The organism is Soehngenia longivitae, assembly GCF_004684055.1.
Lineage (GTDB): Bacteria > Bacillota > Clostridia > Tissierellales > Tissierellaceae > Soehngenia > Soehngenia longivitae.
On the sequence record NZ_SRIB01000002.1, the window covers coordinates 13991 to 30366 of the forward strand.

A 16376-nucleotide genomic window follows, 5' to 3' on the forward strand; every position below is an offset into this window, starting at 1 on the left:
TTTTATGGAATATACAATTGCTGCAATATCAACAGCAGTTGGAGAAGCAGGGATAGGCATCGTCAGAATGAGTGGCAAAGATGCTTTATATATAGGAAAACAAATTTTTAAAAGCACAAGAGAAAACTTTCAATTTGAAAATAAAAAGCTTCATTATGGACATATTGTTGATGATGGAAAAGTCTTAGATGAGGTTTTAATAGCGTTTATGAAAGCACCAAACACATATACAAGAGAGGACATGGTTGAGATTTATTCACACGGAGGAATAATTCCAGTTAAGAAAATTCTTGAACTGTGTTTAAAAAAAGGTGCAAGCCTTGCTGAAAAAGGGGAATTCACAAAAAGAGCTTTTTTGAATGGGAGATTGGATTTAACTCAAGCAGAGGCAGTCATAGATATTATTAAGGCAAAATCTGAAAAAAGCTATGAAGTATCTCTAAGACAACTTGAAGGAAGTATAACACAACAAGTTTTAGAAATACAAGATATATTGATGAGGATGATGGCATTTATAGAAGCTAATATTGATTTTCCCGAAGATGAGGTAGAAGAGATATCGCATAAGACTTTGTTAGAAGATTCAAAAAAGGCAGAAGAGAGGATAAAAAAACTCATTGATAGCTTTGACAGGGGGAAGATCTTAAGAGATGGTTTAAATACAGTGATACTAGGCAAGCCAAATGTGGGAAAATCTTCTTTATTAAATGCTATATTAAAGGAGAATAGGGCTATAGTTACAGATATTCCCGGAACTACAAGAGATATAATTGAGGAATATATAAATATCGACGGAATACCACTAAAGCTCATAGACACTGCAGGAATTAGGGAAACCGAAGATTATGTAGAAAAGATTGGGGTTCTTAAGACAAAAGAGACGATAAATAAAGCAGACTTAGTCATATCATTGTTTGATGTATCATCTGATATAACTGATGAAGACAAGAAAATAATGGAATTGGTAAGAGATAAAAAAATCATAATCATGTTAAATAAATCTGATTTAGAAAAAAAACTTGATGAAAATTATTTCATAGAAAATTTTCCAAATGCACGAATTATCAATTCTTCAATAACCACAGGAGTAGGTATAGAAGAGTTAATAGAGACTATAAAAGATATGTTCTACAAAGAGGACATAAAGATTGAATCTGAAGTTGTTTTAACTAATATAAGGCATAAAGATATGCTATTGAAAGCATACAAAAGCATATTGGAATTAGAAGAGGAAATAGCTCTTAATGAGCCAATAGATTGCTTGGAAGTTGACATAAAAGACGCATGGGAGAGCTTAGGTCAAATTACAGGACAATCAATAACTGAGGATATCCTAGATAAGATTTTTAGTGAATTTTGTATTGGAAAGTAAAGGTTGGGGAGAAAATGCAAGAAGATATTAGATATAATGCAGGAGAATATGATTGTGTTGTAGTAGGAGCAGGACATGCGGGAGTTGAGGCTGCTTTAGCTAGTGCAAGAATGGGGCTTAAAACTCTCATATTGACTATTAGCTTAGATGCTATATCAGCACTATCGTGCAATCCAAATATTGGAGGCACTGGAAAAGGGCATCTAGTAAGAGAAATAGATGCTTTAGGCGGACAAATGGCTTTAAATATTGACAAGTCTTTTATTCAAAGTAGAATGTTAAATCTATCTAAAGGACCTGCTGTGCACTCATTGAGGGTTCAAGCGGATAAGAAGAAGTATCATACCGAAATGAAGAAAACCCTTGAAAATGAACCGAACTTGACATTGAGACAGGCAGAGGTAGTAGATTTAATCATTGAAAATAATGAGATCAGAGGAGTAGTAACGAGAACCGGAGCAGTTTATTATACAAAATCATGTGTAATAGCAACTGGAACATATTTAGGAGGAAGAGTTTATATAGGAGAAGTTAATTTTGAATCAGGTCCAGATGGGAGATTTCCTTCGATAATACTTTCAAAAGCTATGAAAGAAAAGGGATTTTTCTTAAGGAGAATGAAGACAGGTACACCTGCAAGAGTTGATAGAGACAGTATAGACTTTAGTGTGATGGAGGAACAACCTGGGGATGAGGAGATCATTCCATTTAGTTTTATGAACATGGGTAAAGATTTTAACGTCAAGCAAGTATCCTGCTATTTAACTTATACAAGTGAAAGAGCACACGAAATAATAAGAGAAAATATAGATAGATCCCCTATGTTTTCTGGACTTATTGAAGGAGTTGGCCCTAGGTATTGTCCTTCTATAGAGGATAAAGTAGTGAGATTTCCTGATAAAGAGAAGCACCAAGTCTTTATAGAGCCAGAGGGACTTGATACTAAAGAGATGTATGTGCAGGGTGTGAGCTCTTCTCTTCCAGAGGAAGTGCAAATAGAAGTGTATAAAAACATAAAGGGGCTAGAAAAAGTCGAATTTATGAGAACTGCATATGCAATAGAATATGATGCAATCGATTCAACTATGTTAAAGAGGACTTTAGAGCATAAAGAAATCAAAAATTTATTTTTCGCAGGTCAAATAAATGGATCAAGTGGCTATGAAGAGGCAGCAGCTCAAGGGCTTATGGCAGGGATAAATGCAAGTTTAAACGTATTGGGTAGAGAACCCTTTATACTTGATAGATCTGAAGCCTATATAGGTGTATTAATAGATGATTTAGTAACTAAAGGAACTAATGAACCTTATAGAATGATGACTTCAAGAGCGGAGTATAGGCTAACTCTAAGACAAGACAATGCCGATTTGAGATTGACAAAAAAAGGTTATGAGTTAGGATTAGTTTCAAGAGAAAGATATGAGAAGACCTTAGAAAAAGAGAGACTTGTGAATGAAGAATTAGATAGATTGAAAAAAGTAATTGTAACACCTACAAAGGAAGTAAATGAATTTTTATACCAACTCACAAATAACACTATAAAGACAGGTGTGAGCTTATATGATCTTCTAAAAAGGCCAGAGTTGAGTTACGATTCCATAAAAGAATTAGACCCAGATAGACCAGATTTGCCTAAAGAAATCAGAATTCAAGTTGAAATTGAGATAAAGTACGAAGGGTACATTAAAAAGCAAATGTCACAAATTGAGCAGTTTAAAAGAATGGAAAACAAGGCAATACCTGAGGACATAGACTATAAACAAGTAAAAAGCTTAAGCACAGAAGCACTACAAAAACTTGAAAAAATCAGACCAGAGTCGATAGGACAAGCATCAAGGATTTCTGGTGTATCTCCTTCGGACATAAATGTTTTGTTAATTCATTTAGAACAACTTAAAAGGAGGGGAAGACTTGACAAATAGTGTATTTACTGATTCTCTAAAAGAATTAGGTGTTATTTTAGATTGTGATACTTTACAAAAATATGAAATATATAAAGATATGTTAGTTGAATGGAACGAGAAGTTTAACATTACTACAATCACTGAAGAAGACGAGATATATATAAAGCATTTTTGCGATAGCTTAAGCCTAATCAATACAAAATTATTTGATGATAAAAAAAGAGTAATTGATGTAGGCACTGGTGGAGGATTCCCTGGACTTGTACTGAAGATATACAATGAAGAGTTAGATATGACTCTGATGGATAGCTTAAACAAGAGGATCATATTTTTAAATGAAGTTATAAAAAACTTAAATTTATCAGATGTGAAAACAATACACAAAAGAGCAGAGGAACTTGGAATAGCAAACGAACACAGAGAAAAATATGATATAGCAGTGTCTAGAGCGGTAGCAAGTTTAAATACACTCTCTGAATATTGTTTGCCATTTGTAAAAGTTGGCGGTTATTTTATAGCGATGAAAGGACCAGATGTCAAAGAAGAAGTAGAAGAATCCAAAAATGCAATTGATATACTAGGAGGAGAACTTGAAAGCATAAAAGAAATAAAACTACCATATCTGGATATAACTCATACATTGATAATGATAAAAAAAGTTAAGCAAACTCCAAATAAATACCCAAGACAACAAGGAAAACCAAAGAAAAATCCGTTGTAAAATAAATAAACAAGACAAAAATGTTCCACGTGGAACATTTTTTGTTTATTTATTTTTTTAGTATGATATCATATAAGTAAATAGAATTTGAGGTGAGTTTCGTATGGGTAAAACAATCGCCATATTTAATCAGAAAGGTGGGGTAGGCAAAACCACAACCAGCATTAATTTGTCAGCAGGTCTAGGTAAACTCGGAAAAAAAGTGCTGCTTGTAGATTTAGATCCACAAGGGAACTCTTCAAGTGGATTAGGGATAGATAAGGACAATGTAGATGTTCAAATCTACGACTGCCTTACTGGAAAAGTGAGCATAGCCGAAGCTGTAAAAGCCACATCTGCCGAAAATGTGAGCATTATACCTTCCAACAGTGAACTCGCAGGAGTGGAAATTGAATTGGCTAGAGTCGATGATTGGGAGAACACATTAAAAAATGTATTAGTGAGTATTAAAGAAGAGTTCGATTTCTGCTTTATAGATTGCCCACCTTCATTGGGCATATTGAGCGTTATTGGCTTGATTGCTGCTGATAGCGTAATCATTCCAATTCAATGTGAGTATTATGCGCTTGAAGGAGTAAGCCAACTTTTTAAAACAATTGAGCTGGTTAGAAAAAATCAAAATCCTAATCTAGAATTAGAAGGCGTTGTTTTAAACATGTTTGACGGCAGAACAAACCTATCAATTCAAGTAGTAGAAGAAGTAAAGAAATTTTTCAAAGGGAAAGTATTCACTAGTATCATACCGAGAAATGTAAGACTTGCTGAATCTCCATCATATGGAATTAGTGTTCACGACTATGACGCTAAATCAAAGGGCGCTGAATCTTATTTAGAGTTAGCAAATGAGTTTCTTGATATGCAAGATGAAAGATAGAGGTGATACTAATGGTTCAAAAAAGGACTGGACTTGGGAAAGGACTTTCTGCACTTATACAAGACAAAGAAAGAGTTGACAATTTAATCAATGACATATCAAGAAATGACACTAAAATTTTAGAACTCGATATCGATAAGATAAGACCAAAAGAGGATCAGCCAAGGAAGAAATTCGATAAAGAGAGTTTAGAAAGCTTAGCAAAATCAATTGAAGAAAATGGTGTACTTCAACCTTTGCTGGTTGCAAAGAAAAATGAATATTATGAGATTGTAGCTGGAGAAAGAAGATATCGTGCTTCTAAGATAGCCAATTTAAAAAAGATACCTTGCATTGTGAGAGAAATAGATGAAATTACTGCCTCTAAAATAGCTTTAATTGAAAATATTCAAAGAGAGGATCTAAATCCTATAGAAGAGGCATACGGCTATAAAAGGATAATTGATGAGTACAATTTAACTCAAGAAGAATTAGCTAAAGCGATCGGGAAAAGTAGGTCTTATGTGGCGAACACTATAAGGCTATTAAACCTAGACGAAAGAGTAATAGAATTTATTAAAAATGACGATTTAACGACAGGACATGGGAAGGTTTTACTAGGGATAAAAGACAAAGATGCTCAATATAAAAAGGCTCTTAATATAGTTAAGACTAATTCATCAGTTAGAAAGACTGAGGAACTAATAGATAAAAAAAAGAAAATCAAAAAAAACAAAGATAAAGACCTTTATATAAAAGAAGTTGAAGAAAGGCTCATCACAAACTTAGGAACTAAAGTAACTATCAACAAAACCAAAGCTAAAGGAACTATTGAAATAGAATTTTATAATGAAGATGATCTAGATAGGCTTGTAGACTTGATTATAAAGTAATGTTCCACGTGGAACATTTTGGAGGTGATGATATGGAACTAAATATATTTCAAATTGATGCATTTACAGACAGAGCTTTTGGGGGAAACCCTGCCGGAGTAGTCATATCAAATAAAAAGCTATCAGACAGTATAATGCAACAGATTGCTAAAGAAATGAATCTTTCCGAAACTGTATTTGTAACTGAAGTTGAAAAAGAGAAATATAAAGTAAGGTATTTCACTCCCGAGTGTGAAGTGGACCTCTGTGGTCATGCTACAATAGGAGCGGTGTTTTTATTGGCTTGCGAGGGCTACATTGCTAACATAAAAGAGGGAACAAAATCAATCCTTTTTAATACTAAGATAGGCGATATTTTAGTTGATATAATGTATGATAATTTTCTCCCAATCTCAGTAGTTATGGAGCAAAAAAAACCTGAAAGCTTTGGGGTTATAAATGACATATCAAAGCTATCTGAAATTTTGAACATTAATGAAGAAGATATTGGAATCAATGGAGAAACTGCCATACCAGAGATCATTTCAACGGGTTTAAAAGACATAATATGCCCTATAAGGAGTAAAGTTATATTAGATAATATGAATGTAGATTTAAGAAAATTAAAAGATTATTCATTAGAACTTGGAGTAGTTGGATTGCATGCATTTACTTTAGATGAAAAAGATAATTCAAAAGCCTATGCTAGAAACTTTGGACCTGCAGTAGGTATAGATGAAGAAGCTGCTACAGGAACTGCGAATGGAGCACTTATATATTATTTGAAGAAAAATGGATTTTTAAAAGGAAATACTTTAAAAGTTAGTCAAGGTTATATTTTGGACAGGCCAAGTATAATAGAATGTTTTATTGAAGAAAGCAAAGAAGGTTTTAGAGTAAAAGTAGGAGGAAGTGCTGTAAAAGTAATAGAGGGAATTATTAAATTTTAATACGGAGGGATAATATGTTGATTGAAAAAAGTGTTAAAGATTTTATCTATGAGGTGAAAAGTGACAATCCGACACCAGGCGGAGGTAGTGTTTCTGCCCTTGCTGGTAGTTTAGGCGCAGCTTTGTCAAATATGGTTGGGAATCTAACGATAGGAAAAGGGAAATATGAGGAAATTCCAGAAGAAAAAAGAACTTTGTTAGAAATAAATCAAGAAAAATTAAGTTTTTTAATAGATGATCTTCTCTCAATAATAGATGAGGACTCCACTGCATTTGATGATGTAATGAAAGCATTTAAACTTCCAAAATCTACAGAAGAAGAGAAACAAATAAGATCAGAAAAAATACAATTAGGTTATAAAAAAGCTCTAGAAGTGCCACTTAAATGTGCTCAAAAATGTTTAGAAACTTTAAATTTACAAAAGGTCTTTGCAGAATACGGAAATGTAAATGCAATAACCGATGTAGGAGTCGGTACTTTACTCGCATATTCAGGATTAGAAGGCGCACTTTTCAACGTTACTATAAACTTAAAAAGTATAAAAGATGAAGAATATAGAGAAAAAATTGAAAAAGCAGTTAAAGAGAGCTTGGAAAAAGGAAAAGAACTAAAGGAAGAAATTCTTGGAATTGTATATAAAAGATTGAGTTAAGTTAATACCTCTAGTCGATGAATTTCGATTAGAGGTAGTTTTATGTTGTTTATAGGAGAAAAGGGTGTTAGAATAAAATAAAGATATTCTCTCATAGGAGTGAAGAAAATGTACTATTTTGATAATGCAGCAACAACTTTTCCAAAACCAGATAGAGTTTACGATAAAGTCTACGAAGCAATGAAAGAATATGCAGCAAATCCCGGAAGATCTGGACATAAAATGGCACTTAAAGCAAATAGGGAGGTTTATGATGCTAGGGTTTTGATTTCCAAGTTCTTTCATATTGAGGATTGCTTTAATTTAATTTTTACGCCCAATTGCACTACAGCACTTAACATGGCCATACAAGGAACTTTAAAAGAAGGAGACCATGTAATAACTACATCTATGGAGCATAACTCAGTGCTTCGACCAATAAAACATTTAGAACTACTCGGTGTAGAAAATACAATAGTATATGCAGATGAAAATGGATCTATATCAACAGATAGTATAAAAAAAGCCATAAGGACAAATACTAAGATGATTGCAATGACACATGTATCAAACCTTACAGGTACGATAATGCCCATTGAAGAAGTAGGAGAATTAGCTAAATCAAAAGGTATACTTTTTCTTGTTGATGCAAGCCAATCAGCTGGTGTTATTCCAATAGATGTAAATAAAACCAATATTGATTTCCTTGCTTTTCCCGGCCACAAAGGTCTATTGGGTCCACAGGGGACAGGGGGATTATTCATAAGAGACGGCTTGAGAACAGATACAATCATACAAGGTGGCACAGGGAGTGAATCTTATTCAATTTACCAACCTGAGATAATGCCAGATAAATTTGAAAGTGGCACATTGAATATGCCAGGTATCGTAGGGCTTAAAGAAGGCTTAAATTATATATTAGAAACAGGTATAGAAAACATAAGAAAAAAGGAAGAAGAACTTTCAAAATTTTTCATCGAAGAATTGAGGAAAATAGAAGTGGTTAAAATATATGGTCCTACTGATATAAAACAAAGGGTAGGTGTCGTTCCAATTAATATAATGGATATGGACTCATCTGAAATATCATATATATTAGATGATAGATACGATATATATGTAAGACCAGGGCTTCACTGTTCACCACTTGCACATGAAACTATAGGCACAATGGAGCAAGGAGCAGTTCGATTTAGTTTTGGTCCTTTTAATACAGAAGAAGAAGTAGAATATTTAATAAGGGCAATATTCGAAATTACTAAACAAATATAAGGGTGATAGAATGGAACAATTTTTAAAACTAGTTGAAGATTATACAACATATATTATATTAGGAATAACTTTTTTTACAGCCGTATTATTTATCATTGTCTTAGTACAAAACAATAGGATAAAAAAAGAGAGGGAAAAGTATCAATCCCTCACAAAAGGGCTAACTGGAGTAAATTTTGAAGAGCTTTTCATACATATCAATTCTGATATAAATGACATAAATTCAAAATTAAAGGAACTTGAAAATAATTTACTTACTGTAGAGACAAATTTAACATTTGCACTTCAAAAGATTGGGTTTTTAAGATACAATGCTTTTGCTGACATGGGAAGTGAACTTAGTTTTTCAATTGCGTTATTAGATAAATACAACAATGGGTTTGTTTTGACAAGTATATATGGGAGAGAAAAGTCTGTTAGTTTTGCAAAACCGATAAAAAATGGTGAATCGAATGTTCCGTTATCTCCTGAAGAGATGATAGCAATAGATAGAGCAATAAGAGGAGAGAAAGAAATCGGATTTAAATAATTCAGAAACATATCAGGCGATGAAGATATAAAGAGGTAAAATAAACCAAAAAACAAGATAAAAAACTAAAAATAAAATATTAAATTTTTGTAACATTTAATTATAATTATAAAGCCATAAATTGACAATGATGTAAACGTTAATATAACTGATATAGAAAAGAAAATATCAGATATATTTTGGTTTACATTTTTTTTATGTTTTTTATTAAGAAGTTGTCAATAAAAGTTCATATTGGTATAATTAACTAGTAATTGTTACAAAACAGTTACAAAAATTTTCACATTAGGTGTTCAATGGAGGTAGAGATGAAAAAGGAGCCGATTAAAACCTATTGGAATAGATTTAAAACAAAAGTAATAGATTTAAAAAACGATACTAAAAACTTTCATAAAATCATAATTTCTTTTACGGCTGTTGCTGTAATTATTGTAAGCTTTTCAATAGTAAATACTGTTACTAAAGCTTATTCTGTTTCAATAGGAGAAAATGTAGTGGGGGTAGTAAAAGAAAAGCAGGAAGCACTAATTATTTACGATGAAATTAAAAAAGAGTTAGAAGATACATATGATGCTAAAATCGAGCTAGAAGATGAGATTATTTTTAAAGAAACTAATATTTTTGGAGACAAATATACAGATAAAGAAGATCTAAAGAAGAATGTTGAAAGAGAGATTGATTTCAAGGTAGATGGATTCGCATTAGTAATCGATGGAGAGACTATAGGGGTATTTAAGAATAGCTCAGAGATAGAGAAAATTTTAGAAGATGTCAAAAAACCATACACAGAAATAAAAGATAGAGAAAGTACATTAAAAGAGGTCAAGTTCTTAGAGAATATTGATATACAAAAAGTAAAAGTAAATGTAGCTGACATAGCGAATGCAGAAGAAGTACTTCAAAAGATAAAAGATGGAAAAGAAGCAAAGAAAACTCATATTGTTGAGGTCGGCGAAAGTTTATGGACTATATCCTTGATGTATGACACAGATGTTGAGAAGCTTATAGCAGCAAATCCCGACGTAGTACCAGAAGACTTAAAACCCGGAGACGAAGTAAATCTGATTGTACCTCAACCTCTCTTAACTGTAGTAACTGTCGAAGAAGTTGAGTATACTAAAGAATTAGATTATGAAGTAACTGTTAAAGAAGACGATTCAATGTACAACACCCAAAAGAAGATCATAACTAAAGGAACTAAAGGGGAAGCAGAAGTTACTGCAAATGAAATAAGACACAATGGAATATTAGTTGAAACGAAAGTAGTTAATGAAACAGTAATTACAGAACCGAGAACAGAAGTGGTGGCTAAAGGTACAAAAGAGCCGCCAAAGACAATGGCAACAGGAACTTTCATGATGCCAACTAGAGGAAGATTATCATCACCTTATGGAAATAGAGGATCTAGGATGCACTTAGGAATAGATATTGCAAATAGTGTAGGAACTAGTATTTATGCCGCAGATGGGGGAAAAGTTGTATACACAGGATATCAAGGAAGTTATGGCTATATGATAGAGATAGACCATGAAAATGGGTACACTACACGATATGCTCACTTAAGTAAAATACTCGTAAGTTCTGGCACGAGAGTATATAAAGGACAAGTTATAGGGAAAATGGGTTCCACTGGAAATTCGACAGGTTCTCACCTTCATTTTGAAGTGTTAAAAAATGGAGTAAATAAAAATCCTGCTTCATATATTTATTAGTTATCAATGATAGGTATTGATATAAAATAAAGCTCTGGCAAATTTGCCAGAGCTTTTAATCTGCGATTATTTATGAAATCTAGATAGAACTATTTTTGACAATTCACCGACTATTAAAGGTATGAAAGCTAAAGGAATTATTACTTTCCATTCATTAAAAGTGAGTGCTTGTGTATAGAAAATATCTTGTAAAAATGGTACATAAAGTACAACTAACAACAAAGCAAATGCTCCGAGAGTTGCTAACACCATTTGCCTGTTTGAGAAAAATCCTATTTTAAATAGAGTGTATTTTTGCGATCTACTAGAATAAGCTCTCAACAACTCTGCAGTTATCAATGTTGTAAATACTATTGTTCTAACAAGAGCTAAATTTTCACTACCATAAGAATTTTGTGCCCACCAGAATGATAACAGCGATGCTGCTGCTATAGCTAAACTTTGGAATGATACTCCCAAAAGCATTTTTCTATCGAGAATTGCTTCATCTGTATTTCTTGGAGGATGACTCATTATATCTGGTTCGCCTTTTTCCACACCTAATGCGAGAGCAGGGAAACTATCAGTTACTAAGTTTAACCACAAGAGCTGAATAGGCAACAATGGTATTGGCCAGTTGAATACTGCAATACTTGAAAATACTAATAAAATCTCACCAATATTACAGGATAACAGGAAGAAAACAAATTTCTTTATATTGCTAAATATTATTCTTCCTTCCTCAACTGCAGACACTATACTCGCAAAGTTATCATCGGTTAAAATCATATCAGCTGTATTTTTTGCAACGTCGGTTCCAGTTATACCCATTGAAATACCTATATCTGCTTTCTTAATAGCTAGAGCGTCGTTAACTCCGTCGCCAGTCATTGCTGTGATTTCACCATTTTCTTTTAGTGCAGTTACAATTCTTACTTTATGTTCAGGAGAAACTCTTGCAAATACTTTTACTCTTTTTACAACTTCTCTTAATTCTTCATCGGAAATTTTATTTAATTCTTCTCCCATCATAGCTTCATCTTCAGATTCTACTAAACCCAAATCTTTTGCTATGGCAAATGCAGTTTCTTTATAATCTCCAGTTATAACTTTGATATCAATGCCAGCTTTTTTACACAATTTGATTGCTTCTTTTGCTTCTGGTCTTAGAGGGTCTATCATACCCGATAATCCAACAAATATCATGTCTTTTTCTATATTCTCTGGATCTAGATTATCAGGGAGTTTGTCAAACACCTTATAAGCAACTGCCAGTACTCTCAATGCCTGTTTTGAAAAGTTTATATTAGTATCTGAAACTTTCTTTTTAAGTTCCTCAGTAAATGGAACCACTTCGCCATTTAAAAGAATATGAGAACATTTTTGAATCAATAAATCAGGTGCGCCTTTTGTAATAGCTGTTATTTTATTTTCAATATAACCTTCATGAAATGTAGTCATCATTTTTCTTGACGCATCAAAAGGTATCTCTTGAATTCTAGGGTATTTCTCATCTAAAGAATCTAGCTCGATGCCGCCCTTAGCTGCCAATGTAACCAATGCACCTTCAGTAGGATCTCCAACGATTTTATACTGACCGCCATTTTCGACAAGCTCTGCATCATTTACCAATGTACCCATCAACAATAAGCTTTGAACATTTTTATCTTCGAGTGGAGAGATTTTTTCATCACCTAATTTGAAATCCCCTTTAGGCTCATATCCAACTCCCTCGATATCAATTATTTTATCATTGGTGTATACCTTTACTACTGTCATTTCATTTTGTGTTAAAGTACCAGTTTTATCTGTACATATAACAGAAGTAGCACCAAGGGTTTCAACTGCTAGCAATTTTTTTACAATAGCATTTCTCTTGACCATTTTGTTCATTCCAATAGCAAGTACTATTGTTACAATTGCGGGCAATCCTTCAGGTATAGCTGCTACTGCAAGGCTTACAGATACCATAAACATCTCCAATGGATCTCTGTTTTGGATTAGACCATCAGCAAATACGACAATACAAATTAAAATAGTTGCTATTCCTAGTATTTTTCCCAGCTGATTTAATTTCTTTTGAAGGGGTGTAGCTTCATCTTCATAAGTTTGAATCATAGTAGCGATTTTACCTATTTCAGTATCAGCAGCTGTCCCAACTACAACACCTTTACCTCTTCCATAAGTAACTATAGTGCTCATATATGCCATATTTACTCTGTCACCTAAAGCAACTTCACCTTCTAAAACTTTTGATGAATCTTTTTCGACAGCTACAGATTCACCAGTTAAAGATGCTTCTTCAATTTTTAAATTTTTTGAATCAATGATCCTCAAATCTGCAGGAACGATGTCGCCTGTTTCTAAAATTACTATATCCCCAGGTACAAGTTCTCTTGAACCTATCTCTACAGTTTTTCCATCTCTTACTACTTTTGCAGTAGGTGAGGCCATCTTTTTTAAAGCGTCTAATGCTTTCTCAGCTTTTCCCTCTTGATAAAGACCTAACATCGCATTAACAATTACAATCGCAATTATAACTATTGAATCTTGCGTTTCTCCTATAAAAAAAGAAACTAAAGCAGCTGCGATTAAAATTAAGACAAGAAAATCACTGAATTGTGCCAATAACTTTTTAAAGAAACTTTTACCTTTCTCTTCCTTTAGCTCATTTGCACCGTATTTTTCAAGTCTTTCTTTTGCACTTGCGGTGTCTAAGCCCTTAGTAGGATCGACATTAAGCTCTTTGAGAGCTTCATCGGCACTTTTGTTATACCAATTCATCAAATAACACCTCTTTCATTTAGTAATATTTATGAGCTAATAGAAAAAAAGACTCTTGCCCATAAACATGAACAAAAGTCTTGCTACCTAAATAGGTGATAGCCGGGTTTAAACCGTATTGACGACTATCTTTTTCTAGCTACTCCCTTTTGATATACTCTATTATAGTAGAAAGACTCCCTAAATTCAATACATATTTATATTACCCAAATTAAGTTTTGGTTAACATTGACTTATTGACCAATATAAGTAATAATTTAATTATCAATTTATCATGGGGTGATCAAATGATAGCAAAGATATTGGTAGCTGATGATGAAAAAGCTATTGGAGATATAGTCAAATTTAATTTGGAAAAAGAAGGATTTGAAGCTGAACTTTGTTTTGACGGTGAAGAATGTATTAAATTAATTAAAGAAAACAGTTATCAACTGATACTTTTAGATATTATGATGCCTAAAAAAGATGGATTCGAAGTGTTAAAGGAAATTAGGCCAGATTATAAAATGCCAATAATCATATTGACAGCGAAGGAAGACGAAGAAGATAAGATAACAGGGTTAGAATTGGGGGCTGATGATTATATAATAAAGCCTTTTAGCATGAGAGAATTGATTGCCAGAGTAAAAGCGAATTTAAGGAGAATAGATTTTAATGGCGAGCAGGATTTAAATGAAATCATAGAAACCGATGGACTTAGTATAGATCTGTCTAAATACGAAGTTAGAAAGAATGGAGAAATCATAAATTTAACCCTTAGAGAATTTGAACTTTTAAAACACTTAGCTTTAAATAGTGGGCAAGTATTTACTAGAGAGCATCTGTTGGAAAATGTGTGGGGTTATGAATATTTCGGAGATATAAGAACAGTTGATGTTACAGTGAGAAGGCTTAGAGAGAAAATAGAAACACCTGATGAAGATTTTAAGTATATATTGACTAAAAGAGGAGTAGGCTACTACTTTAGGAGGGAATGACATGTTTTCAAGCATAAAATGGAGATTTATTGTAGTGTATTTTCTCTTAGTGTTCATAGCAATGGCTATAGTTGGAGCGTTCATTGTAAATAGATTGGAAGCCCAGCAGCTCGAAAATGTAACTGTATCTATGAAAAATAACATCGAAGCAATATCTTATACTTCTAGCTATTTTACAAGTGACAATTGGCTTGAAAACCAAGAGCAGATACAAAACACTCTAAACGATTGGAGGCTTGCTCAAGGAGAGACAATATATGCTATTTACGATGAAGATGTGCCCAAAATAATTGCTACATCATCAAGAGAAGATATCTACTTAATCGGAAAAGGTGCTCTTTCAAATAAATTCATCGACCCTAAGCTTGTCATTGATACATTTTCCGGTGTCATTTCAGAAGCCGTGTTAACAGATGAATTAGATGGAAAGATTCTTAAACACATAGCATATCCAATTTATTCAACTAGCGGAAAAATATCAGGAGTACTATACATGACATCTGATCTATCAACTGTGGAAAGTACTTTAAGCTATACTCGCTCTGTGTTAACCAGAGCGACTATGATCGCGCTTTCTACTACTATACTTTTGGGGTTTTTGATAGCAAACAGCATAACTGAACCAATAAGAGACGTAACTAGAAAAGCTTTTGAGATGACCCAAGGAAATTTCAATCAATATGTTTCAGTTAAATCCAATGACGAAATAGGTCAATTAGCTAATATGTTTAATCAGCTAACTTTAAAGCTCAATGAAACATTGAATGAAATGGAACTAGAAAAAAATAAATTGGACACAATTTTTAGTTATATGGCAGAAGGCGTAATAGCAATAGATAAAAACGGAGAATTAATTCATGCCAATCCAATTGGGAAAAAACTGCTAAGCATAGAAAACATTGAAATCGATAATGGAAAAAACATTTTGGATTTAAGCAAGTTAGGGTTATTGGGGATTAGTTATAAAGATGAGACCACGTTAAATGGAGAAAAGCTAATTGAGATAAGCGGAAATGTCTACAAAGTTAAATATGCACCTTATAGAAACGAAAATCAGTCAATAGAAGGTCTTATCATAGTATATCAAGATATCACTCAAGAGCACAATCTAGACAAGATGAGAAAAGAATTTGTCGCAAATGTCAGCCATGAGCTCAAAACACCTATAACTACCATTAAAAGTTACACTGAAACGCTTATGATTGATGATGTAGATGAGGCTTATAAAAAGAAATTTTTAACTGTAATAGATGAAGAGTGTGATAGAATGAGTAGACTCGTAAGTGATCTCTTGCAGCTTTCAAATATAGACTACAAAAAAACTAAGTGGAATAAAGAGAAACTTTATATAAATGAAATAATAGAAGACATAATATCAAAATTAAAGATCATGGCAAATGAAAAAAACATTTCAATGACTTTTAACTCAGATAAGAACTACTATACTTATGCTGACAAAGATGGACTTATACAAGTTTTTCAAAATATAATTATCAATTCAATAAAATATACTGAAAACAATGGATATGTAAAAGTAAATATGACTAAAGAAGACCCTTATGTTGTCGTTGAAATAATTGACAATGGAATAGGGATACCAAAAGAAGATATAGACAGAGTGTTTGATAGATTTTATAGAGTAGAAAAAGGACGAAGTAGAGATCTAGGTGGTACTGGTTTAGGTCTATCAATAGCTAAAGAGATAATTGAAGCTTTCGATGGTAAAATTCAGATAGAAAGTGAAAATTTAACTGGAACTATCGTTAAAATTAAGTTGCCGTTGTTAGAAGAAATAATACAGGAATCAGATAACATCTAA

General features: G+C 32.9%; 13 protein-coding genes. 12 read left to right on the top strand and 1 reads right to left on the bottom strand.

Annotated features, from left to right (window positions below; genetic code table 11):
- Positions 1-4: 4 nt before the first annotated feature.
- From mnmE to E4100_RS01705, 10 genes are all read left to right on the top strand, one after another.
- Positions 5-1372 (top strand): tRNA uridine-5-carboxymethylaminomethyl(34) synthesis GTPase MnmE, encoded by a 1368-nt coding sequence (gene mnmE / locus E4100_RS01660; protein WP_135270215.1) that lies wholly within the window; start codon positions 5-7, stop codon positions 1370-1372.
- A gap of 14 nt (positions 1373-1386) precedes the next feature.
- Positions 1387-3294: a tRNA uridine-5-carboxymethylaminomethyl(34) synthesis enzyme MnmG gene (mnmG, locus tag E4100_RS01665; protein WP_135270217.1), complete on the top strand. Its 1908-nt coding sequence runs from the start codon at positions 1387-1389 to the stop codon at positions 3292-3294.
- Positions 3284-3997, top strand: coding sequence for a 16S rRNA (guanine(527)-N(7))-methyltransferase RsmG (gene rsmG / locus E4100_RS01670; protein ID WP_135270219.1), 714 nt, complete (start codon positions 3284-3286; stop codon positions 3995-3997). Before mnmG ends, rsmG begins: the two co-directional genes overlap by 11 nt.
- Before the next feature lie 103 nt (positions 3998-4100).
- On the top strand, positions 4101-4871 hold the full coding sequence (locus E4100_RS01675; RefSeq protein WP_135270221.1) for a ParA family protein: 771 nt from the start codon (positions 4101-4103) through the stop codon (positions 4869-4871).
- Positions 4872-4882: 11 nt separating this feature from the next.
- The gene (locus E4100_RS01680; protein ID WP_135270223.1) at positions 4883-5743 is read left to right on the top strand and encodes a ParB/RepB/Spo0J family partition protein; all 861 of its coding nucleotides are present in this window, start codon (positions 4883-4885) and stop codon (positions 5741-5743) included.
- A gap of 32 nt (positions 5744-5775) precedes the next feature.
- Positions 5776-6672: a PhzF family phenazine biosynthesis protein gene (locus E4100_RS01685; RefSeq protein ID WP_135270225.1), complete on the top strand. Its 897-nt coding sequence runs from the start codon at positions 5776-5778 to the stop codon at positions 6670-6672.
- A gap of 14 nt (positions 6673-6686) precedes the next feature.
- Positions 6687-7325, top strand: a complete 639-nt coding sequence (locus tag E4100_RS01690) for a cyclodeaminase/cyclohydrolase family protein (protein ID WP_135270227.1) — start codon at positions 6687-6689, stop codon at positions 7323-7325.
- 108 nt (positions 7326-7433) lie between these two features.
- Entirely contained in the window at positions 7434-8576 is a 1143-nt protein-coding gene (locus E4100_RS01695) for an aminotransferase class V-fold PLP-dependent enzyme (protein WP_135270229.1), read from the top strand.
- A gap of 10 nt (positions 8577-8586) precedes the next feature.
- Positions 8587-9105: a DUF4446 family protein gene (locus E4100_RS01700; protein WP_135270231.1), complete on the top strand. Its 519-nt coding sequence runs from the start codon at positions 8587-8589 to the stop codon at positions 9103-9105.
- Positions 9106-9413: 308 nt separating this feature from the next.
- Positions 9414-10817, top strand: coding sequence for a M23 family metallopeptidase (locus E4100_RS01705; protein ID WP_167792043.1), 1404 nt, complete (start codon positions 9414-9416; stop codon positions 10815-10817).
- A 66-nt stretch (positions 10818-10883) separates the two neighbouring features.
- Here the strand turns inward: E4100_RS01705 and E4100_RS01710 are convergent, their stop codons facing one another.
- Positions 10884-13580 (bottom strand): cation-translocating P-type ATPase, encoded by a 2697-nt coding sequence (locus tag E4100_RS01710; RefSeq protein ID WP_135270235.1) that lies wholly within the window; start codon positions 13578-13580, stop codon positions 10884-10886.
- Between the two features lie 287 nt (positions 13581-13867).
- On the opposite strand from E4100_RS01710, the gene E4100_RS01715 reads away from it, so the two are divergent.
- Both E4100_RS01715 and E4100_RS01720 read left to right on the top strand, forming a co-directional pair.
- Positions 13868-14557, top strand: coding sequence for a response regulator (locus tag E4100_RS01715; RefSeq protein ID WP_135270237.1), 690 nt, complete (start codon positions 13868-13870; stop codon positions 14555-14557).
- Between the two features lies 1 nt (position 14558).
- Positions 14559-16376 (top strand): HAMP domain-containing sensor histidine kinase, encoded by a 1818-nt coding sequence (locus tag E4100_RS01720; protein ID WP_135270239.1) that lies wholly within the window; start codon positions 14559-14561, stop codon positions 16374-16376.

Coding starts and splice junctions, on each gene's coding strand:
- E4100_RS01695 (WP_135270229.1), top strand. CDS start 7,434: ATGTACTATTTTGATAATGCAGCAACAACTTTTCCAAAACCAGATAGA.
- E4100_RS01720 (WP_135270239.1), top strand. CDS start 14,559: ATGTTTTCAAGCATAAAATGGAGATTTATTGTAGTGTATTTTCTCTTA.
- E4100_RS01715 (WP_135270237.1), top strand. CDS start 13,868: ATGATAGCAAAGATATTGGTAGCTGATGATGAAAAAGCTATTGGAGAT.
- E4100_RS01700 (WP_135270231.1), top strand. CDS start 8,587: ATGGAACAATTTTTAAAACTAGTTGAAGATTATACAACATATATTATA.
- E4100_RS01690 (WP_135270227.1), top strand. CDS start 6,687: ATGTTGATTGAAAAAAGTGTTAAAGATTTTATCTATGAGGTGAAAAGT.
- E4100_RS01710 (WP_135270235.1), bottom strand. CDS start 13,580: ATGAATTGGTATAACAAAAGTGCCGATGAAGCTCTCAAAGAGCTTAAT.
- E4100_RS01685 (WP_135270225.1), top strand. CDS start 5,776: ATGGAACTAAATATATTTCAAATTGATGCATTTACAGACAGAGCTTTT.
- E4100_RS01705 (WP_167792043.1), top strand. CDS start 9,414: ATGAAAAAGGAGCCGATTAAAACCTATTGGAATAGATTTAAAACAAAA.
- E4100_RS01675 (WP_135270221.1), top strand. CDS start 4,101: ATGGGTAAAACAATCGCCATATTTAATCAGAAAGGTGGGGTAGGCAAA.
- mnmE (WP_135270215.1), top strand. CDS start 5: ATGGAATATACAATTGCTGCAATATCAACAGCAGTTGGAGAAGCAGGG.
- mnmG (WP_135270217.1), top strand. CDS start 1,387: ATGCAAGAAGATATTAGATATAATGCAGGAGAATATGATTGTGTTGTA.
- E4100_RS01680 (WP_135270223.1), top strand. CDS start 4,883: ATGGTTCAAAAAAGGACTGGACTTGGGAAAGGACTTTCTGCACTTATA.